This is a genomic window from Methylomonas subterranea (assembly GCF_024505185.1).
Lineage (GTDB): Bacteria > Pseudomonadota > Gammaproteobacteria > Methylococcales > Methylomonadaceae > Methylomonas > Methylomonas subterranea.
In genome coordinates this window covers 50,722-73,457 of sequence record NZ_JANIBJ010000025.1, presented here as the reverse complement: position 1 = coordinate 73,457, position 22,736 = coordinate 50,722, and the positions used below count along the sequence as shown (strand labels likewise).

Sequence of the window (22,736 nt, the reverse complement as noted above, 5' to 3'; positions counted from 1 at the left end):
CGCCTGACCTCGGCATCCAGGGACGGCCAGCTGTCCGAACGCGGCAAACCGGAACAGTTTCAGGGCGCCTATGCCGACGTCATCGCCGGCGTCAACGAAATGCTGGACGCCATCCTGTTGCCGATAGGCGAGGGCAATCGGATTCTGGCGCGGATTTCCGCCGGCAAAATCGACGAGCTGATCACGCAGACCTACAAGGGCGACCACGAGAACATGAAGCAGGCGGTCAACAATGTTGCCGTCACCTTGCAGGGCTTGCAGAAGGAACTACAGCGTCTGACCTCGGCATCCAGGGACGGCCAACTGTCCGAACGCGGCAAACCGGAACAGTTCCATGGTGCCTATGCCGACGTCATCGCCGGCGTCAACGAAATGCTGGACGCCATATTGCTGCCTATCGGCGAAGGCAACCGGATTCTGACGCTGATTCGTGGAGGTGGTCTGCGGCAACGGGTGGAGATCGACTGCCGCGGCGATCACGACAAAATGAAGCAGGCCGTAAACGGTGTGCATGGCTGGCTATCCGATCTGATAACCTACGTTACCAAAATTGCCAATGGCGATATGACGGCGGAAATGGCGAAAGCGTCCAATGACGACCAAATCCACGAATGGTTGATGCTGTTGAAACGCAATATCCAAGCGCTGGTTACCGACGCCGATATGCTGGCAAAAGCCGCCGTCGAAGGCCGTTTGGCGACTCGCGCGGATGCGAGCAAGCACCAGGGCGATTTTCGTAAAATTGTGCAGGGCGTCAACGATACGCTGGATGGCGTGATTCTGCCGATCAATGAAGTCGTCGAAGTGTTGGCGCTGGTGGAGCGCGGCGATCTGACCCGCACGGTCACGGGCGACTACAAGGGCCAATTGGGTGATTTCAAGGATACGGTCAATAACACCATTGCCAAGCTTTCGCAAACCATCGCGGAAGTGATCGGTGCCGCCGAACAATTGAACAGTGCATCGACGCAGATCACCATTACCTCGCAAGCACTGTCGCAGGCATCCGCCGAGCAAGCTGCCGGTGTCGAGGAAACTACCGCCAGTATTGAGCAAATGTCGGCCAGTATCGGCCAGAACGCCGAAAACGCCAAGGTTACCGACGGCATGGCCGGCAAGGCTTCCAAGGAAGCCGGCGAGGGCGGCGCGGCGGTCAAGCAAACGGTGGCGGCCATGAAGGATATTGCCGGCAAGATAGGCATCATCGACGACATTGCTTATCAAACCAATATGTTGGCGCTGAATGCGGCAATCGAGGCCGCCAGGGCGGGCGACCATGGCAAAGGTTTTGCGGTGGTGGCCGCGGAAGTGCGCAAACTGGCGGAACGCAGCCAGGTGGCGGCGCAGGAAATCGGGCAGTTGGCGGAAAGCAGCGTCAAAACCGCGGAAAGTGCCGGTCATTTATTGGATGCCATCGTACCCAGCATTACAAAGACCTCGGAGTTGGTGCAGGAAATTGCCGCCGCTTCGCAGGAGCAATCGGCGGGGGCGCTGCAAGTCAACACCGCCATGACCCAGATGAATCAGATTACCCAACAAAATGCTTCGGCCAGTGAAGAATTGGCGGCTACGGCGGAGGAAATGGCCGCTCAAACCGAGCAGTTGAAGTCGTTGATGGGCTTTTTCAAAATTTGCGATGGCGCCAGTACCGGGCCCGGCCAATTTGTCGCCAAAACCGCGCAAAAAATGGACAAATTCGGTAAAGCGGCATCTCCGATTGGAAGCGGCGGCAGTGGTGTGAATGCAAGTCAATTTCAGCCGTTTTAGGGGCGGGGTCATGGCAGACATTGCGGCAAGCAGCGATCAATTGCCGGCGCTCCCGGCGGACAAGGGGGGCGCCAAGGCCGGTCAGTATCTGACCTTTGTGCTGGCCAAAGAGATTTATGCCTTGGGGATATTGAACATCAAGGAAATAATCGATTACGGCAATTTAACGCAGGTGCCGATGATGCCGGACTTCGTGCGCGGCGTCATCAATTTGCGCGGCCGTGTCGTGCCGGTAGTGGATTTGAATGCGCGATTCGGCAAGGGCAAAACCCAAGTCGCAAAACGCACCGGCATCATCATAGTGGAAACCGCCGCCGACGGTCTGCAAGACATCGGCATCATGGTCGATGCGGTCAACGAGGTGGTAGATATCGCGCAGCCGGATATCGAGCCGCCGCCCAGCTTCGGTACGGGTATCCGCCCGGACTTCATCAACGGCATGGCCAAGAGAAATGAGCGTTTCATCATTCTGCTGAATGTTGGCAAAGTGTTGTCGGTGGTTGAGATGGCGGCGTTAAGCAACTCCGCCGAGTCTTATGCCGGGGAGATGGAGCTGTCCTGACGGGCGGTCCGATTCCATCCCGGCGCCGGAGGTGAAGCTGTCGCGAATAAATGGAAACTCTCAAAAAACCGGCGGCTTTTAGAGAGTTTCGTTTAAGGCCGGCCTAAAGCAGACTTGAAATACTGCCGGCGGCTCTTTTGACGTCAAGGAAAATCAGTCCCAGCTTGGCATTGGGTTTGGCCAATACGGTCAATACACCTTCCCGTCCGGCATAGGTCATCAACACATAACCCTTGCCGCCCTTGATTAATACCTGTTCCAATTCGCCGCGCGCCAGTTCGCTGGCGGTGCGGTCGCCGAGCGACAGCATGGCCGCGCTCATCGCGCCGACCCGGTCTTCGTCCAACGAAGCCGGTAACAGGGAGGCCATGGTCAGGCCGTCCGTCGATATGACGGCGGAGGCTTCGATGTCGGCCGACGAGCCGTTCAGTTCCGACAGAATTGATGTCAACATTTGCGCGCGCATGTCTTGCCCCCTATTTGTCTTTGTAGGCTAATGCCAGGTTGGTGAATAGAGTCCGGCTCATGCCTGAAATCTTGAGAAATTTTTCCAATTCTTCGGCAAGACTCGCTTCTTGGTAGGACTGTTGCATGACGAGTAAGGACATGCCGGTGATGGCGCTGACCGCCTCGAGAACCTTGGCCAAGTGCGCTTGGTCGCCGCCGTATGTTTCGACCAGCGTTCCGATCAGACGATTGTTGATCAGCGTCATCGCTCCGGCCATAAACTCAACCGGCAAATTGACTTTTACGTGAACATTGCCGACCTTGTACATATATTCAACATAAGCTTGATCGTACCGGCCGCTGAACAGGCTTTCCAGCCAGCGCATGTGCGCGGCCTTCAGGGTATCGATGCGGCCTTCCAGAAAGGCGGCGGCTTGCGGAATCGTTGCCAACTGGCCATAAAAATCTTCGGTAACCTGCGCCAGGCGCGGTTTGATTTGGCCGCCGATTTGCTGTAACAGAGTTTCCAGCTCCGGGGTCAGGCCGCTAAACTGCTTGGCGTAACCGGTCAATTTCTCAAAATCTTGTGTCATAAGTGATCCCTCGGGTGAGGCAAAAAACAGCTGAAGCGCTGCACGGCTAGCGCGCGGAGTGTGCGCTTTCCGGCCAAGTATAGACAGTTTTTCTGGGGGATTTGCGGTATTTAAAAATCCTTATCAAAATATTACATAATGATCGGATGGGAAGCCGGTTTTTCCCGCCCCAAGCCCGACCTTCTCGCCCGCAAGACGGGGCTCGACGTCGAACCGAATAGTTTATTAACTGAATCAATGGATAGGTGATTATGCCGTTGTCGCAGCCCTTCACGCTCCGTCTGTTTGAAAACGATTCCACGCTTACCCAAAGACTGGGTGTTTTGCACGAACGGATTTTGACTACCGTCCCCAACATGGACCGGATCGCGGTGGCAATTTACGATGCGGCGGACGGCAAGCTGAAAACCTTTATCAACAGTACCCGGAAAGGCGAAGCGATTAGCGCTTACGACTTCAAGCTCTCCGACAGCCCGTCGCTCTACAAGCTGGCCGCCAGCGGCGAGCCACGCGTCATCGACGAAATTCAGGAGGCCATCAAGTCGAATACCCCGCACTCGAATTGGTTGTTGCAACAAGGTTATCGCTCGTCCTTTACCATACCGATTTACGATAACGGCGAATTTATCGGCTTCATATTTTTCGACTCGGTTGAGCCGGCTGCATTCAACAAGGAGGTGCAGCGCGATTTAAGCTTATATGCCGGCTTGATCAACATGAGCATTTCCAACGAATTTTCCGCGGTTCGCTCCATTGTGGCGTCGGCCAAAATTGCCCGCGATTTCGCGCATTTGCGCGATTTTGAAACCGGTGTCCACCTCGAGCGCATGGCGCGCTATTCGAGAATTATCGCCAAAACCATTGCGCCGGATTACGGTTTGAGCGACGAATTCGTCGAACATGTGTTTTTATTTGCACCGCTGCACGATATCGGCAAAATCGGGGTACCGGACAGCGTATTGCTAAAACCCGGCAAACTGAATGAAGACGAGCGCGAGATCATGCAATCTCATGTAATAAAGGGTTGCGAAATCGTGCTGAAGATTCTGGGCGATTTTGCCATCCAGCATTTGGCGGATTCCAAACTAATGTTGAATATCGTCAAATACCATCATGAACTGCTGGACGGCTCCGGCTATCCGCACGGTTTAAAAGGCGACCGGATTCCGCTGGAAGCCAGGATCGTCACCGTGGCGGATGTTTTCGACGCCCTCACCAGCAAACGGCCCTATAAACCGGTCTGGACCACCCTGAACGCCTGCGATGAACTTAATAAGATGGTAGCCGCCGGCAAATTGGAGGCCGCTTGCGTCGCCGCCATCCTGAGCAATGTTCAAGAAGTTGAAGCCATTCAGGCTCGATACCAGGATTTTTATTAGCGCGCCTCGGCCTGTCCGATCATGTTTGTTTTCGCGATGCGGACCAAACTGCTCGCCGCAATGGACCGGCCGGGCAAATCAATCGCTTTGGATGCGCTAACACCTCTGGTCATGCCTTATCGGGCCGCCTCCCGAATTATGTCGGCATCCCCAGGCAAACTTACGCGCATCCTCGGGCGGACGCCGGCGAGTGTCCCCGGCCATCCGAAATCCCGGCCGCAAAGCCCGCGTCATTTCAACAACAGCGCCATGATGACCAGCGCCAAAAGGCAGCAAAGACCCTTCCAGAACCCGACCGGGTCGCGTTCCAATAGCGGCGGGAGAGTCTTGCGAAGAAAGGCCGGGTTGGGGTGGCGCAGGTCGAAGATGAACTCGGACATGGCTTCGTAACGCCGATACGGATTGGGGTGAGCGGCTTTTCTGACGGCGTCGTCGACCCAGGCCGGTACGGCGGGATTCAATTGCCGCATGGGTCTGTAAACCAACCTGTTTTGCGCCGCCTTGGTCCTGCATTGGCAGACTTCGGCGCCGTAAGGCAAGGCACCGGTCAACATTTGATAGGTAATGACCGCCAACGAAAACATGTCCGAGCGCGGGGAAGGCGGCTCGCCGAGGAAATATTCCGGCGCGGTATATTGGGCCGTGCCGAGAATCTCATCCCTGCCGCCGGCGTTCATTTCGATCAGGCCGGCGACGCGGGTGGAGCCGAAATCGATGATCTTCAGCGTGCCGCTGCCGTCAAGCATGATATTGTCGGGCCTTAAATCCTGGTGCAGCATTTCCAGGCGGTGAAAGGCTCGCAAGCCCTTGGCGATTTGTTGGACCATGCCGCGTACCGTTTCGATATCGGGCTTTGGATGATCTATCATCCACTGCTTCAGGGTGCGGCCGGCGACGAATTCGGTGGCGATATACAGATAATGGCGCTTGCGGGTATGCGCGCAGGGTTTCAGCACATGCGGACTATCGATGCGGCGGGCGATCCAGTCCTCCATCAGAAATCTTTCCAAATAGGCCGGATCGTTGCGCAGCGCGATGGACGGTGTTTTCAACACCACCGGCGCGCCGTTTTCCCGGTCGACCGCCAAATAGACATGGCTGCGGCTGCTGGCGTGCAATTGCCGGGTGATGGTGTAGCCGTCGAAATTCATCCGCGCTTCCAGGACGGGGGGAAAGGGTAATTCGGTCAGGGACTGATAGAGTTCCTTGGCGTCGGGGGCGGGCAAGGTTTCGATGGTGACGATCTGAACCGTCAGGTTATCGCTGCTGCCTTGCCGGTGGGCTTCGTCGGCGATGGCTTTGGCGGCGGCGTCCGGATTCCGCGCAAACCGTTCGATGGCATCGGCGGCGAAACGCGGGGCTACGTATTCGTAAACCCCATCGGTTGCCAGCATGAAAGTATCGCCCTGTTCCAGGCTCAGGTTTCGATAGTCTATTTCAATATGGGAATCCATGCCCATGGCGCGGCTGAGATAACTTTTTTCGTGCGAAATCCACAGTCTGTGATCGTTGGTGAGTTGTTCCAGTTCTCGGTTCCGCAGCCGATAAATGCGCGAATCGCCGACGTGGAAAATATGCGCGCTGGCGGATTTGAGCACCAGAGCGCTTAGGGTGCAGACATAGCCTTTGTCTTTTTCGTAACAATACTGGCTTTGTCGGGTCTGGGCGTATAGCCAGGCGTTGGTGGCGATTAAAACCCGTTGCGCCGATTTTTTGACCGACCAGGCTTCCGACGTGCAAAAATAATCCTCCAGAAAGCCGATCACCGCCGCTTGACTGGCGACGTGGCTGACGTCGCTGCTGCTGATGCCGTCGGCCAGCGCGACGGCAATGCCTTTCGAACCCAGCAGCGCTGGCGGCGGGATATAAGCGCCGTGAAAATCCTGGTTGACGGCTTTGCGGCCTTTGTCGGAATACTGGCCGATCGATACGCTCAATTGACGGGTCATGTGACTGGCCGCTTATGGGGTGGCGGCCGATGCTTCACGGTTCCGGTTAATCATAGGCGCGCTTGGGCGCGGTTCTGACGTGGGTGGAATACAGCGTCAAGCCGGTAAAGGCCAAGCCGCCGATCAGATTGCCCAACACGGTGGGAATCTCGTTCCAGATGAAATAATCCGCAATCGAGAAATTGCCGCCCATGATCAGGCCGGAGGGAAACAGAAACATGTTGACCACCGAATGCTCGAAAGTCATGCCGAAAAACAGCATGATGGGCATCCACATGGCGATGACTTTGCCGCTGACCGAGGTGGAAATCATGGCGCCCACCACGCCGGTCGATACCATCCAGTTGCATAGCATGCCGCGGATGAAGATTGTCAGCCAGCCGGCGATGCCGTATTTTGCATAACCCAGGGTACGAGCCTCGCCGATGCCGGCCAGCTTTTTGCCGACCGCGTCGGGTTCCACGGAAAAACAGTAGGTAAACACTATCGACATCATCACCGCCACGGTCAAGGCGCCGAGAAAATTGCCGACGAAAACCAGGCCCCAATTTCTGAGAATGCCGCCCAGGGTCACGCCCGGCCGTTTATCTATCCAGGCCAGCGGCGTCAATACGAAGACGCCGGTCAACAGGTCGAAGCCCAATAAATACAGCATGCAAAAACCGACCGGAAACATAATGGCGCCGAAGATCGGCGAACCGGTCTGGACGGTAATCGATACCGCAAATACCGCGGCCAGCGCCAAAATCGCCCCGGCCATGTAGGCCCTGATCAAGGTATCTCTGGTTGACATGAAGATTTTGGATTCACCCGCATCCACCATCTTGGCGACAAATTCCGAAGGAATCAGATAGGACATAATTCACCTTAAAAAATTAGGAACACAATGAATCAGGTGTCGGATCGATAACACGCTCATTCGGTCGATTCGGCCTGCGCGGCAGGCCGGCTTTTTCCCCGGACTCAAGCGGTTTATTCGTAGATTGGATGGCCGAACGGGACAGGACAACAGACGAATAAACTCCGGGCCGCCGGTTTAAAACCCGCGACCGTTCAACGCCGTTGTTGAAGGGAAGATGCGATGCGTCATTGCATCGGCTTTTATTTTTCAGCAGTGATTGTGCCAATCCGCCGGATGTCGCTGTTTTAAAGGGTCTGGCCGGAGAGGTCGGTAAACCGGCCGCAGGTTTTGCACCTAAATAGGTCGTTTTTACACCGAAGCGGTGCGAGCGGCCGTTGCCGTGTTTTACTCCGTGGTATTGGCGATGATTTTGTGAATTCGCTTGGTGCCGATGCCGATGATGACGAAAATGAACGGAATGGACAGGCCTTCGATCAGTTCCACGTTGATATGCCAGCCCAGGCTATGCAGGGCTTCGGCGATTTTGCCTATCAGGTTGGCGGCATAATAGGTGATGGCCACCATGGAAATGCCTTCCACGGTTTGTTGCATGCGCAGCTGCATTTTGGCCCGCAAGGCCATCGAGGACAGCAGGCCCTGATTTTGCCTTTCGATCAGAATGTCGACCTTGGTGCGCAATAGCTGGCTGGCATTGCTGACCCGTTCCGAAATCAGCGTGTAGCGGTGCGATATGGAATTGCAGGTGTTCATGGCCGGTTCCAGGCGCCGCTTCAAAAACTCGCCCAAGGTCTGGATGCCCTGAATACGCACTTCGCGCAAGTCCTCCAGCCGTTGGCCGACCAGCCGGTAATAGGCGCTGGCGGCGGCGAAACGGAACTGGTGGCTGGATATGTGGTTTTCGATTTCGGCGGCCAAGGCGGTCAATTCATCCAGCAATTTGGCGTCGTCATTATCCGGCTGGGTCATGGAATTGGTAATGCTATACAGCCGCCGGTCGGCCTTTTTCAGCTCCGGATACAATTTGCGGGCAATCGGGAAGGCCAGCAAGGCCATGACCCGGTAGACTTCGATATCGAACAGCCTATGCAGCAAGCGCCCCGCCTGCGCGGTTCTCAAGTCGTGATTGACTACCAGAAAGCGGCTGAAACCATCCACGTGTATCCGAAAATCGGTAAATACCGCCGCCGCGCCGCCGGTTACTCTGGAACCCACAATCGGATTACCGGCAAAGTGGACCGACAGCGGCGATAAATCGGCCTCATCCCGATAATCGATATCGGCCGCCGACACCACATTGGCGTGGGCGGCCACTATTACCTGCCCGTTTATTTGCGCCAGCCAGTCGACGGGGACTTTTGTCAGGGCGGGGTCGGCAAACGGTTCCGCCACGCTATCGTAGGCGTAAAAAGTGTAGGAGCTGAACTCGCCATGTTGCTCCCAACTCATTTGAAACGTATCGAAGTTGGCGCTGAAATGGTCGGCCTCGTGTTCCGGCGGTACCGCGCCGAAGCGTTCGCACAGGCTGGCAAGATGCCGGCGTTCCCGCAATTTTTCCTCGTTTGACAGCGACAAGGCCAGGTAACTGGCCCGGACCGGCAATTTCAGGATGGACGAGGCCCGGGCGTGCACTTCGTTATGCAATACGAAGCGTTGCGGATGATTGGGCGGGATTTGAAATAAAGTGGTCACGGCATTACCGGTAAGCTTAGGAGGGTTGGCCAGGCGCAAGTGGATCTGCGCTGGGGGCGCTAATCTTACCGCCTGCGCGACGGCATGAAAACCGGTAGCCGGAAAACATACCATTGCCCGATCGGTGGCCAATGGGCGCGCCAAGCGAACTTCCGGCTCAATCCGGGATGACTTTCTTGACCAAACTGACAATGCGGCCCTGGGCCAGCCGGGTCTCCAGCAGTTCGTTTTCGGCGATGTCGGCGGCCGATTTGACGATCCGGCCGCTGCTTTGTTGCTTCACGATGGCATAGCCGCGCTCAAGTGTCGCTAGCGGGCTGACGGCGTGCAGGGTCTGGCCGATGCCGCTCTGTCGCTGTCTCAAGCTGGAAAGTTTTGCCGACATGGCTTTTTCCAGGCGCTGACGGTAAAAATCCAGCGTGCGCCGGTGTTGAAAAATGTTGGCCGTGGGTTGAAATTGCATCAGCTTTTGGCTGTTCAGGGCCAATTGCTGTTCAGCTTGCAGCAAGGTCCGCCGGGCGGATTTTTGCAGGCGCAACTCCAGTTCGTCCAGCCGTTGCGCGTTGCGTTGCAGTTTTTCGCCGGGATGTTGCCGTTGCAGGGATTTATCCAGCCAGCTCAGGCGTTGCCGCTGTTGCGCCAATTGGCCGCGCAGTTTTTCGAGCAGCTGATTTTCCATGAACTGAAACCCGCTCAGCCATTCGGTTTGGTTGGGTACAGCATGTTCGGCCGCCGCCGACGGGGTAGGCGCGCGCAAATCCGCCACAAAGTCGGCGATACTGAAATCCACTTCATGGCCGATGCCGCTGATTACCGGTATGCGGCTGGCGGCAATGGCCCGAGCCACCATTTCTTCGTTGAAGGCCCACAAGTCTTCCAGGGAGCCGCCGCCCCTGGCCAGAATCAGCACGTCCGCTTCGGCGCGTCGATTTGCCTGCTCCAGCGCGGCGCTGATTTCGAACCGGGCCGCATCGCCTTGCACGGCTACCGGGTAAATCAGCACCGGCACGGCTGGAAAACGCCGCCGCAACACCGTTAGAATATCGTGGATGGCGGCCCCGCCGGCCGAGGTGATGACGCCGATTTGCCTGGGGATCAGCGGAATTTCCCGCTTGCGGCTGTCGTCGAACAGACCCTCCGCCAGCAGTTTGTTTTTCAGGCGTTCGAAAGCCTGCCGCAAGGCGCCGTCGCCGGCCCGCTCCATATGTTCGACCACCAGTTGATAGTCGCCGCGCGGTTCGTACAGGCTGACTTGCGCGCTCACCACCACCAGATCGCCGTTACCCGGTTTAAAGCCCAGGCCTTGCTGCTGGCCGCGAAACATGGCGCAGCGAATCTGCGCCCGCGCGTCCTTTAGACTGAAATACCAATGACCGGAAGAAGGCGCGCTGAAGTTGGAGACTTCGCCCTCCACCCGCACGGTCATGAAGTGGGCGGCCAGCAGGCGTTTGGCTTCGCGATTCAGTTGGGAAACGCTGTAGACGGATTCCGCCGTGCTCATAAACTAATTTTTGTCTTGCAGCAGGCCGGCGGCCAGAAAGCCGGCATAAATGCCGATCAGCATCGGGACGGCTTCCCGGTTGCCCAGGGCCAAGCTGGCGAAGGCCGGGCCGGGACAATATCCCGTCATGCCCCAGCCCACGCCGAACAGGGCCGCGCCGGCCAGCAGGGGTTTGTCCAGGGCGGTTTTCCGGCTAAGGTGAAAGCGGCTGCCCAGAACGGGTTTTTCGTGTGTGAGCGTCCAGCGGAATCCGCTCGCCGCCACCGCCAGCGCGCCGGCCATCACCAGTGCCAAGCTGGGGTCCCAGGCGCCGGCGATATCCAGGAACGCCAGTACTTTATTCGGATCGAGCATTTGCGAGACAGCCAGACCCAGGCCGAAAACCGTGCCGGCAAGCAAGGCGGAAATCGTTTTAGTCATACGCCGACCCGCAACACGTGCCGTAGCAGATAGACGGTGGCCATGCCGCTGGCCATGAAGGTCAGGGTGGCGGCGATGGAGCGGGGAGACAGCAAGGCCAGGCCGCAGATGCCGTGGCCGCTGGTACAGCCGTTGCCGATGCGGGTGCCGAATCCCACCAGAAATCCGCCGGCGGCCAGCAGAAATAGCGGATGGTCTTGCCGAAGCGCGAAAGGCTCGGCCGCCAACGCACGCCAAATCGCCGCGCCCATGACTAAACCGGCCAGAAAAGCCAGGCGCCAATGCCGGTTTGGGCCGGAGGCCGTGAATACGCCGCTCATGATGCTGCTGATGCCGGCGATACGGCCGTTAAGCCGGAGTAATATGAATGCGCTCAGGCCTATCAACGCACCGCCCAGCAGGGCGGACACGGGAGTGAAGTTTTGCAATTTCGTTACTCGTTAATATTTTAAAGAGGCTTATTTTACTCTGAAAGTAAAAATCGGGCGGGTACGGTTGCTTGTTGGACAGGCGTCGGCAGCAAGGATGCTGCCGTCGAGCCTACACGGACGTATTTACGGCGTCCTGTCCGGCGAGGAACCGTGCCCAGCTGCACTACTTTCATTTGCCGGGGCGATCGCCCGGCCTTCATGAACGTTACTCTGAAAGTCATGCTAGGAGCGACGCCTGCCGTTCGCGGGCCGGGACGATGCCCGCTTTCATGAACGTTACGCTGGCTCGATAACCCTTGCGGCGCGATTTCAGATTGCTGTCCGCTGAAGCCGCGGCTTGGGTTAAAATCTCCACGGCTACCGCGCAATGACCCGGATAACAGGAGCACCATGCACGAACATCAATTGAGTAACTGGCAACACTCGCATAATTTTGCCCGCATCAACCGTAAGGGCGAGCGGCGCACCAAATGGGTGCTGTTGTTGACCTTTACCACCATGTTGGTGGAAATCGTGGCCGGCATGCGGTTTCATTCCATGGCTTTGCTGGCTGACGGCTGGCATATGGCTACCCATGTGATGGCCTTTATGATTGCGATATTTGCCTACCGCTACAGCCGCATTCACGAACAGGATCAGACTTTTGCCTTCAGCCCCGCCAAGGTCGGTGTGTTGGGCGGGTTTGCCAGTTCGGTGGCGCTGGCCATGGTGGCGATGATGATGGTGGCCGAGTCGGCCGAGCGCTTGGTCTCGCCGCAGACCATTCAGTTTGACGAGGCCATCTGGGTGGCGGTCGCCGGCTTGGTGATCAATTTGCTGAGCGCCTTGTTGTTGAGCGACCACCACCATCATGATCATCATCACGAACACCATCACCCTGATGCGGACCACGATCATCACGGCCACCATCACCACGACCATAATTTGCGCGCGGCTTACCTGCATGTGATGGCGGATGCCATGACTTCGGTGTTGGCCATCGTGGCTCTTTTGGCCGGTAAATATTACGGCTGGAGTTGGCTGGACGCCGTTATGGGTTTTGTCGGAGCGGTGGTGATTTTGCTATGGGCCTGGGGCTTGATCAAGGAAACCAGCCCGGTGTTGTTGGATCAGGGTATAGACGGGCACTACCTGCGGGCGATTCAGGATACCCTGGAAGAAGACGGCGACTGCCGGGTCAGCGATATTCATATTTGGCGCGTCAGCCCGTCGCATTACGCGGCGATTATCGGTTTGGTGACGCAGTCGCCCAAGTCGCCGGCTTACTACAAAAATTTGTTGGCGGATTTCGCGCATCTCAATCACATCACCGTTGAAGTGAATGTGTGTGCGGGCCGGGAATGCCGGGACGCGGGCTTGGGGGCTTGAGCAATGATTCACCCTCTCCGCCGATCTCAAGCGGCTTGTAAAAGGCTGCCGTAAACAGTCCCCGTGATCGAGCCGGGTTGGCAATCGCTCCAGCGCATGCATTCCGGCCCGCCGTTCGCTTTTGCCCTCGGTCCGGCTTGGCGGGATTACATCCGGCCGCGCCGATCGCGCGGGGCTTGGGCCTTGTGTTCGTCGAGTTTGAAGAAGGCCACCGCCTGTTGCAGTTGAATGGCCTGTCCGCTCAATTCCTCCGCTGTGGCGGCCAATTGCTCCGCGCTGGCCGCATTTTGCTGGGTGGCTTTATCCAGTTGCCGCATGGCGTCGTTGATTTGATTGATGCCGCTGGATTGTTCCCTTGACGCAGCATTGATCTCCTGCACCAGATCGGAGGTCTTGACGATATTGGGTACCACGGAGGCAATCAGGCGGCCGGCTTTTTCGGCAATCGCCACGCTGTTGCCGGCCAATTCGTTGATTTCCTCGGCGGTCAGGCGGCTGCTTTCCGCCAGTTTGCGCACCTCCGCCGCCACTACCGCGAACCCCTTGCCGTGTTCGCCGGCCGATGCCGCTTCAATGGCCGCGTTCAGCGACAGCAGATTGGTCTTGTAGGCGATGTCCTCTATCTGGCCGATTTTTTTGGCAATGTGTTTCATCGCGAGTACGGTTTCGTCAACCGCGCTGCCGCCGTCCTTGGCTTCGCCGGCCGAGCGGGTGGCCATCTGCTCGGTGACATGGGCATTTTCGGTGTTTTGTTGCACCGAGGCATTCAATTGTTCGATGGACGAGGTGGTTTCCTCCACGCTGGCGGCCTGCTCGGTAGCCATCTGGCTCATCGACTGCGCGGTGGCGCTGACTTGTTGCGAGGCGCTGGACAGATTGTCCGAATTGGCCCGGACCCGATATACCACGTCGTTCAGACGCGTCAACATGTCCTGCAGCGATTGGCTCAATTGGCCGACCTCATCCAGGCTTTGCACCTCGACGGCTACGCTCAAATCGCCGTCGGCGATGCGGCCAAGCGCTTCCACCAGTTCCTGAAGCGGTCCGGTTATCCGGCGGGCTATCCACAGGACGCCGAGCAAACCCAGGACGGTGAAAATGCCAACCAAAATCATCAGTTCGATAAACTGTTCGTTCATCTCGGCGGCATGCTTCATTTCCGCCTCGGCAGCCTGTTTATGAAATTCAAGCAATTTGTCCTGGGCCGCCGTTGCCGCATGAAACAGCGGCAAGGTGTTTTTGACGGTATGCAAGGCGGCGGCTTCGTATTCCCCAGCCTCCAGATAGCGAATCGCAACCAGCAAACCTTCCCGCACGAACGCCTTCCGCTTGGTTTCGAAATCGGTTGCCAGCGCTTTTTCCTCGCTTGTTAGTTCGTTTGCCGTATATGTTTGCCAGAGCTTATCGATTTTACCGATATTGGTTTTAACCGTGTCTGTGTGCCTGCTGATGTGATGTGTGCTCTCATGCACCTTGGCAATCGGAAGAATGGGATCGTGCTGCACGGCGAGCAAAATTTCCCGCAAATTGCTGTTCATCAGATTTCTGATTTCGGCCAGATCGATTGACGGCACCATTCTTTCGGCATAAACGCTACGTAGCGCCGCGCGCATGTTGTTGTAGCCATATAAGGCAACGCCGCCGGTCAAGGCGATCAACACCATCAGCAAACTGGTGGACAGCATGATTTTGCGGCTGATTTTCAGATTGGTAAACCAACTCATTCCCGGCTCTCCTGGGTGGCGGTATCGGCGATTGCGCGCGGTATAAAGGTCGAAGTAGTCTTTGCTAGGGTATAAAAATCTCGTTTTCTTTAATTTCTTTTAAACATCGATCACTTGTCAAGTCGGAGGCAACCTCAAACCATTGCCCCGTATGGCGCATATTAAGTGAGATTGTAGCGGTCACCGGCTACATACGTCATTCTCGCAAATTTGCTGTCAAACGATCGCGCAATCGCATTAGGGCTTGGGCAATTGTAAGTGGCGCTAAAATAAAAGCTGTTTCCATACCACTTACAATGTAACGTTCATGAAGGCCGAGCGATCGCCCCGGCAAATGAAAGTAGTGCAGTTGGGCACGGTTCCTCGCCGGACAGGACACCGTAAATACGTCCGTGTAGGCTCGACGGCAGTATCCTTGCTGCCGACGCCTGTCCAACAAGCAACCGTACCCGCTCGATTTTTTACTTTCAGAGTAACGATGATGGGGTGGGCTTTTTACCATTAGTGGTTGCCAACCGTAATTTAGATACCATGTATTTCGGCCGCCTTCATGAGTATTAATGCGTAAGTACGGATTGTGGAGAGGTCCGCACTAAAACCCAAATCAAGAAAAATAAGCATCTTGCAATATGTATAAACATAAAGAAAACAATCATTTATTCAGCGTAGCCCCCATGCTGGATTGGACCGACCGGCATTGCCGGTATTTTTATCGTCTAATGTCCAGGCATGCCTTGCTTTATACCGAAATGGTGACGACCGGCGCCATTTTGCATGGCAACCCGCAACGGCATTTGCAATTCAACCCGGAAGAGCATCCAGTGGCTTTGCAATTGGGCGGCAGCAATCCCGCCGATTTGGCCCGTTGCGCCGAAATCGCCCAGCACTACGGTTACGCGGAAGTGAACCTGAATGTCGGCTGCCCGAGCGACCGGGTACAAAACGGTCGCTTCGGCGCCTGTCTGATGGCGGAACCCGAGTTGGTGGCGGCATGCGTGGCCGCCATGCGGCAAGCGGTTTCGATACCGGTCACTATAAAGTCGCGTATAGGTATCGACGACAGGGATTCCTATGAAGAGTTGGCGCGGTTCATTAGCGTCGTGGCGGCCGGCGGTTGCGATATCTTTGTCGTGCATGCCCGCAAGGCCTGGCTGTCCGGCCTGTCGCCCAAGCAAAACAGAGACATTCCGCCCCTGCGTTACGATATGGTGTTTCAGTTGAAACAGGATTTTCCGGAGTTGGACATTATCATCAACGGTGGCATTAATAGCCTGGATGCGGCGCGCGACTTGTTGACGCATGTCGACGGGGTGATGTTGGGGCGCGAGGTGTATCACAACCCGTATCTGCTCAGCGAGGTGGATAGTTGCTTGTATGGCGATAGCCGCCCGCCGAGAACCCGGCGGGAGCTGGTTTTGGCCCTGCTGCCCTATGTTCGGCAACAGTTGCGGCAAGGCACGCGCCTGCACGATATTACCCGGCATATGCTGGGATTGTTTCACGGCGTGGCGGGGGCAAGGGCCTGGCGCCGGCATATCAGCGAGAACGCCAATAAACCCGGCGCGGACGAACAGGTGCTGTTGCGCGCCTTAGAATTTACGGATTGATACTGTATACTCACAACATTTTTTTACCCGGGGTCGGCGATGGAAGAATATTTCTCCAAAATCATTCAAGCAATAGGTGAAGACGTCAATCGCGAGGGCTTGCGCGATACGCCGAAACGGGCGGCCAAGGCCTTTAAATTTCTGAATAACGGTTACGAGAAAACCCTGGACGAAGTGCTGAACGGGGCGATTTTTCAGGCCGATACCGAGGACATGGTCATCGTCAAGGACATTGAGTTGTATTCCCTGTGCGAACACCATTTGTTGCCTTTTATCGGCAAATGCCATATCGGTTACCTGCCGCAGGGCAAGGTGCTGGGTTTGTCCAAGCTGGCGCGGATCGTGGATATGTACGGCCGCCGCTTGCAGATCCAGGAGCAATTGACCCGCCAGATCGCCACGGCGGTGGAAACCGCCATCGACGCTCGCGGCGTGGCGGTGGTGATCGAAGCCAAGCATTTGTGCATGATGATGCGCGGGGTGGAAAAGCAAAACTCGGTGATGACGACTTCGGTAATGTTGGGTATTTTTCGCGAGGAGATCAGCACCCGTTCCGAATTTTTGAATCTGATAAATCGTAAATAAGCCGCCATGTTCGAAAACCTGGAGAAGAAAACCGGCGTTTTGCTGGTCAATTTGGGTTCGCCGGCCAGTACCGATACGCGGGATGTCCGGGCGTTTTTGGGTGAATTTCTCGGCGATCCGCGGGTGGTCAATCTGCCCCGGCCCTTGTGGTGGCTGATTCTGAATCTGTTTATCCTGCCGTTTCGTCCGCGCAAATCGGCGCATGCCTATAAAGCTATCTGGACCGAAAAAGGTTCGCCGCTGATCGTCTTCACTCAGCAACTGAGCGCTAAACTGGCCAAGCGTTACGGTAGCGAGAATCTGCTGGTCGATTGCGCGATGCGCTACGGCAAGCCGGCCTTGCGGGAAAAATTGCGCGAGTTCAAAAAACAGGGGGTGGAAGATATCGTCATCCTGCCGCTGTATCCGCAATACTCGTCCACCACCACCGCGTCGATTTTCGATGTGGTGGCCGCTGAGTTCATGTCCTGGCGGCATATGCCGTCCCTGCGCTTCGTCAGCGATTATTACCACAAGCCCGCCTATATCAAGGCGGTGGCGGATTCGATTCGTCAGCATTGGCTCAATCACGGTCAAGCCGCCGTGTTGGTGATGTCCTTTCACGGTTTGCCGGCCAAGTTGACCGAGTGGGGCGATCCGTATTTCAATCATTGCCGGACCACGGCCCGCTTGTTGGCCGATGAACTGGGTCTGCACGACAAGCATTGGCAGTTGGTGTTTCAATCCCGCTTCGGCCGCGCCGAATGGCTGAAACCTTATTGCGTCGAGGTGTTACAGGATTTGCCCAAGCAGGATATCAAGCAGGTGGACGTAGTGTGTCCGGGGTTTGCGGTGGATTGCCTGGAAACCCTGGAAGAGATTGCCATGACCAATAAAGAGATTTTCATGGCGGCGGGCGGCAAGAGTTATCGTTACATTCCGGCCTTGAACGATTGCGACGCCCATGTCGAGCTGATGGCCGAATTAATAAAATCCGCCACCTGAGCGGGGCAAAAATAAGCGGGGGAGTCAGCATGCAACAAAATATATTACAAAGCTGGAGCGACGATGCATGGCCGGTGGTGCGTAAAAGCCGACCGCTGCCGACCGGCGAGGGCGTGCTGGACCAAGGCGCCTTCAACAGCATAGAAGTCGACGAATTGTTCGATACGGTCAATTACGCCGTCAGCATTGCCGGCCAGTCCGTGCTATACCGTTCCCTGACCCGGCCGCTGGCCGACCTGGAAGCCATTGCCGCCAAACAGGATGCGGTTCGGGAGATACGCGATAACCCAGATGTGCGGGCCAATGTGGAAAACATCGTCGCCAATGCGGCGGCCAGCGAAAATCGTTTGTATCTGCTGTTGTTCGGCGAGTTTCTGGGCGGTTTCGGTACCGCGCGGGAAGACAATCAAATCGAAGGCTACGGCTACAAACAATATCGGCGCGGTATCAACGCGGCGCTGAATTTGGTGGCGGCCATCCACAATTCCGGCACGCCGCAAACGCCTTATCTGCAAAGCGTGTTCAACAAGATCGGCGGATTTGCCCAAAGTAACGATTATTCGCTGATGGTCGGGCCGGTTTACAACAGCGAAAAAGGCCTGCAAAGCAAGGAAGAGCGCAAGAACTCCTTCGCGCCGGCCACGATTTTTCGGCCCACGCTGTTCAAGCCGCTGCTGATCGGTTTGCTGCTGGCCGCGATTTGGGGCGTGGTAACGATTTTCCCCACCGATATGTTCCAGTTTTCCAAGGACGGCATTTCGGTGGCATCGGTGTTTTTCCTGCCGTTGATGCTGGCTTACATTCCGGTGATAGGCGGCTACGACAGGGATAATTGCATCATTCCGTTGCGCAATATTTTTCGCAACTCGGCGGCTCTGGGCGAGATGCTGGACGGTCTGGGCGAACTGGATGAGTTGCTGTCCTTCATCAAATACGCCGAGGCCTACGGCAGCGATACCGTACTGCCGGAGATGCGGGCCACCGAACGGCATGCGATACAACTGGAGGGCGCCAAAAATCCGGTGCTGGGGCATAAGAATCCGGTTTACGTCGCCAACGATTTTGCCATGGGCGACGAGCGGCTGGTGTGCGTGACCGGGCCGAACAGCGGCGGCAAGACCGCGTTCTGCAAGACCGTGACCCAGATCCAGCTGCTGGCGCAAATCGGCTGTTATGTGCCCGCCAGCGCGGCCCGCTTGAGCGTGGCCGATAAAATTTTCTATCAGGCGCCGGAGATCAGTCATCTGGACGACGGCGAGGGCCGTTTCGGTACCGAGTTGAAACGCACCCGGGATATATTTCTGGCCACCACGGCAAAAAGCTTGCTGGTGCTTGACGAAATGGCGGAAGGCACTACCTTTGAAGAGAAAATGCAGTCGTCCATCGACGTGCTGGACGGGTTTTACCGCAAGGGCAACAGTACCATTCTGATTACCCATAACCACCAACTGGTCGATGTGTTTGTCAAGCGAGGCATTGCCACGCCGAAACAAGTGGAATTCGCCGACGAGTTACCGACCTTCAGATTGGTGCCGGGCATTTCCAGAGTCAGCCATGCCGACCGGGTGGCGAAGAAAATCGGCTTTTCCAAGCAGGATATCGAAAATTATTTGGCCAAATCATGATGAAAATAGGTACCCCCGGCAGTGCGAGCGCAACCAAGGCGTTGTTGTTAGGTAGCGGCGAACTCGGTAAAGAGGTCGCCATTTCCCTGCAACGCTACGGTGTCGAAGTCATTGCCGTGGACCGTTACCCCCATGCGCCCGCCATGCAGGTGGCGCATCGCAGCCACGTCATCGATATGACCGATGCCGATGCGGTCAAAACGCTGATTGCCGCCGAAAAGCCCGACTGGGTGGTGCCGGAAATCGAGGCCATTGCCACCGCCGCGTTGGCTGAAATCGAAGCGGCGGGAGATGTAAAAATAGTGCCCAATGCGCGGGCCATCCAGCTGACCATGAACCGCGAGGGCATCCGCCAGCTGGCCGCCGAGGAATTGGGCTTGCCGACTTCAAAATACGCCTTTGCAGAAACCTACGCGCAACTGGAGGCGGCGGTTGACGCGGGTATCGGTTATCCTTGTTTCATCAAGCCGACCATGTCGTCTTCCGGCAAGGGCCAGTCCATGGTTAAAAGCGCCGACCAGTTACAGGCCGCCTGGGATTATGCCCAAGCCGCCGGTCGCGCCGCTACCGGCAAGGTGATCGTCGAGGCCAAAATAGAGTTCGATTTTGAAATTACGCTGTTGACCGTGCGGGCCATGGACGCCGAAGGCCAGGTCGGCACTCATTTCTGCCAGCCCATCGGCCATGTGCAGGAGAATGGCGATTATCGGGAAAGCTGGCAGCCGCAGCCCATGAGCGAAAAAGCCGTTCAATTATCCCAACGGATTGCCGCTAAAGTGACGGAAGCCTTGGGCGGGCTGGGTTTGTTCGGGGTGGAGTTGTTTGTCAAGGGCGACGACGTCTGGTTCAGCGAAGTCAGTCCGCGTCCGCACGACACCGGCATGGTGACCATGGTCAGTCAGGTGCAAAACGAATTCGACCTGCATGCTCGCGCCATTTTGGGTTTGCCGGTCAACACGGCGCTGGGCAAAACCGGGGCCAGCGCGGTGATTCTGGGCGGCATCGATGCCAAGGCCGTGGCCTATCAAGGCTTGAATCGCGCCCTGGCCGTGCCGGATAGCGAGATTCGCCTGTTCGGCAAGCCGGAAGCTTTCGTGGCGCGGCGCATGGGCGTGGCTTTGGCAACCGCCGATAGCGTGGACGAAGCCAGGGCGAAAGCCGTGTCGGCGGCAAATTCGATCAGGGTCGTCGAAGCGGGTTAATTTAGCGAATAAGGGGAAAACGTTGAAATCGCTTAAAGTTTTTATAGTCTTGCTGAGCATTTCATCGTTTGCCTCCGCCGATATTTATAAATTCGTGGCGCCCGACGGCCGGGTGTATTACACCGATCAACCCAAAAAAGGCTTTAACTATCGCTTGATTATTCGAACCCGGCCCAAAACCTATACCCACGATGTTAAGTTCATGTCGGTTAACAGGCTTAAGTATCAGGATTTGATTGCCAAGGCGGCGGCCAAGCACCAAATGGATCCCAAGCTGCTGCATGCCGTGATTCAAGCAGAGTCCGCGTACAATCCCCACGCGGTGTCATCCGCCGGCGCGGTCGGCTTGATGCAGCTGATGCCCGATACGGCGCGACGCTATGGAGTGACCGACAGGCATGACGCCGAACAGAATGTCGATGGCGGAACGCGTTATCTGAAGGATTTATTGGCCATGTTCAATTCCAATCTGAAATTGGCCGTCGCTGGTTACAACGCCGGAGAGGGGGCTGTCATGAAATACAATTACACCGTGCCGCCTTATCGGGAAACCCAGAATTACGTGCAACACGTGCTCAGTCTTTATGGAAAAAGTTGATGATGAAATTTGCTAACGCGCAAGCGGTTGTTGCGGAAGTGGGGGGCTTGTTTTCCTTGCCGGATATTTATTTTCAGCTGAATGAGATGGTGCGGGATCCCCGCTACTCCATGGCTGACATGGGGGGGGTAATAAGCAAGGATCCGGCTCTGTCCGCCCGTCTGTTACGTTTGGTGAACAGCTCTTTTTACGGATTTCAATCCCGGATAGACACAATTTCACGCGCGGTTGCCATTGTCGGCATCGACGATTTATATAACTTGGTGGTGGCGACTTGCGTGGTCGACCGTTTCAGCAAAATTCCTTGCGATTTGGTCGACATGACGGCATTTTGGATGCGTAGCGTTCATTGCGGCGTGGTGACCAAGTTGTTGGGTAAGCAGTGCATGCCGTTGAATACCGAACGCCTGTTTTTGGCCGGCTTGCTGCACGATCTGGGTTCGTTGGTCATTTATCAGGTCATGCCCGAGCAGGCCTCCCAGGTCCTGCTGTCGATCCGGCAGGACAGGCGGCTGTTGGCTGGGTTTGAGCATGAGATCATCGGCTTTACCCATGCCGATGTGGCGCGCGAGTTGCTTAAGTCCTGGGCGTTGCCGGAGTCGTTGCACGAGGTTGTTGGCGGCGTTTTGAATCCCGAGTCTGTTGTGACGTATAAACTGGACGCGCAACTGTTGTGGTTGGCCGCCCGTCTGATCGACGACAGGGAGTTCGGCAGGCCTATCGAGCAAACCCTGGTCGAAATATCGGACCAGACTCTGGCTCTGATGCGCTTGAGTCGGGAGCAGATCGAGCAGGTTATGCAGCAGGCCGCCGTCGAGTTTCTCGACGTTTTCGAACAGCTGTTGCCGAGATAATCCCTGTCTCAAGGGATGTGCACACCGAATTGATGCAGTAAGCCGATCAATTTGATTAACGGCAAGCCGACCAAGGCATTAGGGTCTTCGCCCGCAATTTTGTCGAACAACACAATTCCGTAGCCCTCCGATTTAAAGCTGCCGGCGCATTGGTAGGGTTGTTCCCTGTCCAGGTAGCGCTTCAATTGCTCGTCGCCGAGATCTCTAAAATGGACCCGACAAATGTCGAGATCGGTTTTGAGATTTCCGGTATTGCTATCGAGCAGGCAAAGGCCGGTATAAAAAGTCGTTTCCTTGCCCGCCTGAAGTTGCAACTGCCGCAGCGCCCGTTCTCTGTTGCCGGGTTTGCCCAATATGCCGCCGTCGCAATCCGCCACCTGATCCGAGCCTATGATCAAATGCTGGGGGTAGGTTTTCGCCACCGCTTGCGCCTTTGCCGTCGCCAATCTTAGGGCTAGATCGGCCGGCGCTTCGCCGGGAAATGGGGTTTCGTCCACGTCGCTGCCGCAACAATGAAACGTCAGTTGCAGTTTTTCCAGAATTTGGCCGCGGTATTTCGAACTCGAGGCCAGAACAAGATTTTGCATGT

At 56.3% G+C, this 22,736-nt stretch carries 21 protein-coding genes; 11 read left to right on the top strand and 10 right to left on the bottom strand.

The features are described from left to right. Both NP590_RS13845 and NP590_RS13840 read left to right on the top strand, forming a co-directional pair. Positions 1-1,767, top strand: a 1,767-nt coding sequence (locus NP590_RS13845) for a methyl-accepting chemotaxis protein (RefSeq protein WP_256603101.1), incomplete at its 5' end; no start/stop codon positions are given. Positions 1,768-1,777: 10 nt separating this feature from the next. Then, positions 1,778-2,329: a chemotaxis protein CheW gene (locus NP590_RS13840; RefSeq protein ID WP_256603100.1), complete on the top strand. Its 552-nt coding sequence runs from the start codon at positions 1,778-1,780 to the stop codon at positions 2,327-2,329. A gap of 103 nt (positions 2,330-2,432) precedes the next feature. Here the strand turns inward: NP590_RS13840 and NP590_RS13835 are convergent, their stop codons facing one another. Beyond that, positions 2,433-2,795: a roadblock/LC7 domain-containing protein gene (locus NP590_RS13835; RefSeq protein WP_256603099.1), complete on the bottom strand. Its 363-nt coding sequence runs from the start codon at positions 2,793-2,795 to the stop codon at positions 2,433-2,435. Between the two features lie 10 nt (positions 2,796-2,805). Continuing rightward, positions 2,806-3,369: a protoglobin domain-containing protein gene (locus NP590_RS13830; protein ID WP_256603098.1), complete on the bottom strand. Its 564-nt coding sequence runs from the start codon at positions 3,367-3,369 to the stop codon at positions 2,806-2,808. A gap of 251 nt (positions 3,370-3,620) precedes the next feature. On the opposite strand from NP590_RS13830, the gene NP590_RS13825 reads away from it, so the two are divergent. Then, positions 3,621-4,748, top strand: a complete 1,128-nt coding sequence (locus tag NP590_RS13825; RefSeq protein WP_256603097.1) for an HD domain-containing phosphohydrolase — start codon at positions 3,621-3,623, stop codon at positions 4,746-4,748. Between the two features lie 230 nt (positions 4,749-4,978). Here the strand turns inward: NP590_RS13825 and NP590_RS13820 are convergent, their stop codons facing one another. The 6 genes from NP590_RS13820 to NP590_RS13795 form a co-directional block, all read right to left on the bottom strand. After that, the gene (locus tag NP590_RS13820; protein WP_256603096.1) at positions 4,979-6,697 is read right to left on the bottom strand and encodes a bifunctional protein-serine/threonine kinase/phosphatase; all 1,719 of its coding nucleotides are present in this window, start codon (positions 6,695-6,697) and stop codon (positions 4,979-4,981) included. A gap of 46 nt (positions 6,698-6,743) precedes the next feature. After that, complete coding sequence (locus NP590_RS13815; protein ID WP_256603095.1) at positions 6,744-7,556, bottom strand: formate/nitrite transporter family protein; 813 nt, start codon at positions 7,554-7,556, stop codon at positions 6,744-6,746. A gap of 387 nt (positions 7,557-7,943) precedes the next feature. Then, positions 7,944-9,248 carry a DUF3422 family protein gene (locus NP590_RS13810; protein ID WP_256603094.1) on the bottom strand — a complete coding sequence of 435 codons (1,305 nt, stop codon included), beginning with the start codon at positions 9,246-9,248 and terminating at the stop codon, positions 7,944-7,946. 157 nt (positions 9,249-9,405) lie between these two features. After that, positions 9,406-10,749 (bottom strand): exodeoxyribonuclease VII large subunit, encoded by a 1,344-nt coding sequence (xseA, locus tag NP590_RS13805; RefSeq protein WP_256603093.1) that lies wholly within the window; start codon positions 10,747-10,749, stop codon positions 9,406-9,408. 3 nt (positions 10,750-10,752) lie between these two features. Further along, complete coding sequence (locus tag NP590_RS13800; protein ID WP_256603092.1) at positions 10,753-11,169, bottom strand: YeeE/YedE family protein; 417 nt, start codon at positions 11,167-11,169, stop codon at positions 10,753-10,755. Next, on the bottom strand, positions 11,166-11,597 hold the full coding sequence (locus NP590_RS13795; protein ID WP_256603091.1) for a YeeE/YedE family protein: 432 nt from the start codon (positions 11,595-11,597) through the stop codon (positions 11,166-11,168). The genes NP590_RS13800 and NP590_RS13795 overlap by 4 nt, the downstream gene beginning before the upstream one ends. 393 nt (positions 11,598-11,990) lie before the next feature. Here NP590_RS13795 and dmeF point away from each other — a divergent pair, with 393 nt between their 5' ends. Then, positions 11,991-12,968, top strand: coding sequence for a CDF family Co(II)/Ni(II) efflux transporter DmeF (gene dmeF, locus NP590_RS13790; protein WP_256603090.1), 978 nt, complete (start codon positions 11,991-11,993; stop codon positions 12,966-12,968). Positions 12,969-13,114: 146 nt separating this feature from the next. Here the strand turns inward: dmeF and NP590_RS13785 are convergent, their stop codons facing one another. Beyond that, the gene (locus tag NP590_RS13785; protein WP_256603089.1) at positions 13,115-14,692 is read right to left on the bottom strand and encodes a methyl-accepting chemotaxis protein; all 1,578 of its coding nucleotides are present in this window, start codon (positions 14,690-14,692) and stop codon (positions 13,115-13,117) included. A gap of 629 nt (positions 14,693-15,321) precedes the next feature. Between NP590_RS13785 and dusA the strand changes: the two genes are divergently transcribed. Genes dusA through NP590_RS13750 form a run of 7 tightly spaced genes read left to right on the top strand, consistent with a single transcriptional unit; the run spans position 15,322 to position 22,147 of the window. Beyond that, positions 15,322-16,299 (top strand): tRNA dihydrouridine(20/20a) synthase DusA, encoded by a 978-nt coding sequence (gene dusA / locus NP590_RS13780; RefSeq protein ID WP_256603088.1) that lies wholly within the window; start codon positions 15,322-15,324, stop codon positions 16,297-16,299. A gap of 39 nt (positions 16,300-16,338) precedes the next feature. Continuing rightward, on the top strand, positions 16,339-16,884 hold the full coding sequence (gene folE, locus NP590_RS13775; protein WP_256603087.1) for a GTP cyclohydrolase I FolE: 546 nt from the start codon (positions 16,339-16,341) through the stop codon (positions 16,882-16,884). 6 nt (positions 16,885-16,890) lie between these two features. Next, positions 16,891-17,868, top strand: a complete 978-nt coding sequence (gene hemH, locus NP590_RS13770) for a ferrochelatase (RefSeq protein WP_256603086.1) — start codon at positions 16,891-16,893, stop codon at positions 17,866-17,868. A 29-nt stretch (positions 17,869-17,897) separates the two neighbouring features. Then, positions 17,898-19,493 (top strand): MutS-related protein, encoded by a 1,596-nt coding sequence (locus NP590_RS13765; protein WP_256603085.1) that lies wholly within the window; start codon positions 17,898-17,900, stop codon positions 19,491-19,493. Then, the gene (gene purT, locus NP590_RS13760; RefSeq protein ID WP_256603103.1) at positions 19,493-20,695 is read left to right on the top strand and encodes a formate-dependent phosphoribosylglycinamide formyltransferase; all 1,203 of its coding nucleotides are present in this window, start codon (positions 19,493-19,495) and stop codon (positions 20,693-20,695) included. Before NP590_RS13765 ends, purT begins: the two co-directional genes overlap by 1 nt. A 22-nt stretch (positions 20,696-20,717) precedes the next feature. Then, positions 20,718-21,293 (top strand): lytic transglycosylase domain-containing protein, encoded by a 576-nt coding sequence (locus NP590_RS13755; protein WP_256603084.1) that lies wholly within the window; start codon positions 20,718-20,720, stop codon positions 21,291-21,293. Further along, positions 21,293-22,147, top strand: a complete 855-nt coding sequence (locus NP590_RS13750) for an HDOD domain-containing protein (protein WP_256603083.1) — start codon at positions 21,293-21,295, stop codon at positions 22,145-22,147. Before NP590_RS13755 ends, NP590_RS13750 begins: the two co-directional genes overlap by 1 nt. An 8-nt stretch (positions 22,148-22,155) precedes the next feature. Here the strand turns inward: NP590_RS13750 and NP590_RS13745 are convergent, their stop codons facing one another. Next, positions 22,156-22,734 (bottom strand): Maf family protein, encoded by a 579-nt coding sequence (locus NP590_RS13745; protein ID WP_256603082.1) that lies wholly within the window; start codon positions 22,732-22,734, stop codon positions 22,156-22,158. Between the last annotated feature and the right edge of the window lie 2 nt (positions 22,735-22,736).

Bases quoted from the DNA above. Each gene is read 5' to 3' on its own strand.
- NP590_RS13785 (WP_256603089.1), bottom strand. From the start codon at position 14,692: ATGAGTTGGTTTACCAATCTGAAAATCAGCCGCAAAATCATGCTGTCC.
- purT (WP_256603103.1), top strand. From the start codon at position 19,493: ATGAAAATAGGTACCCCCGGCAGTGCGAGCGCAACCAAGGCGTTGTTG.
- NP590_RS13825 (WP_256603097.1), top strand. From the start codon at position 3,621: ATGCCGTTGTCGCAGCCCTTCACGCTCCGTCTGTTTGAAAACGATTCC.
- xseA (WP_256603093.1), bottom strand. From the start codon at position 10,749: ATGAGCACGGCGGAATCCGTCTACAGCGTTTCCCAACTGAATCGCGAA.
- NP590_RS13765 (WP_256603085.1), top strand. From the start codon at position 17,898: ATGCAACAAAATATATTACAAAGCTGGAGCGACGATGCATGGCCGGTG.
- NP590_RS13815 (WP_256603095.1), bottom strand. From the start codon at position 7,556: ATGTCCTATCTGATTCCTTCGGAATTTGTCGCCAAGATGGTGGATGCG.
- dmeF (WP_256603090.1), top strand. From the start codon at position 11,991: ATGCACGAACATCAATTGAGTAACTGGCAACACTCGCATAATTTTGCC.
- folE (WP_256603087.1), top strand. From the start codon at position 16,339: ATGGAAGAATATTTCTCCAAAATCATTCAAGCAATAGGTGAAGACGTC.
- hemH (WP_256603086.1), top strand. From the start codon at position 16,891: ATGTTCGAAAACCTGGAGAAGAAAACCGGCGTTTTGCTGGTCAATTTG.
- NP590_RS13800 (WP_256603092.1), bottom strand. From the start codon at position 11,169: ATGACTAAAACGATTTCCGCCTTGCTTGCCGGCACGGTTTTCGGCCTG.
- NP590_RS13820 (WP_256603096.1), bottom strand. From the start codon at position 6,697: ATGACCCGTCAATTGAGCGTATCGATCGGCCAGTATTCCGACAAAGGC.
- NP590_RS13750 (WP_256603083.1), top strand. From the start codon at position 21,293: ATGATGAAATTTGCTAACGCGCAAGCGGTTGTTGCGGAAGTGGGGGGC.
- NP590_RS13835 (WP_256603099.1), bottom strand. From the start codon at position 2,795: ATGCGCGCGCAAATGTTGACATCAATTCTGTCGGAACTGAACGGCTCG.
- NP590_RS13840 (WP_256603100.1), top strand. From the start codon at position 1,778: ATGGCAGACATTGCGGCAAGCAGCGATCAATTGCCGGCGCTCCCGGCG.
- NP590_RS13745 (WP_256603082.1), bottom strand. From the start codon at position 22,734: ATGCAAAATCTTGTTCTGGCCTCGAGTTCGAAATACCGCGGCCAAATT.
- NP590_RS13830 (WP_256603098.1), bottom strand. From the start codon at position 3,369: ATGACACAAGATTTTGAGAAATTGACCGGTTACGCCAAGCAGTTTAGC.
- dusA (WP_256603088.1), top strand. From the start codon at position 15,322: ATGTATAAACATAAAGAAAACAATCATTTATTCAGCGTAGCCCCCATG.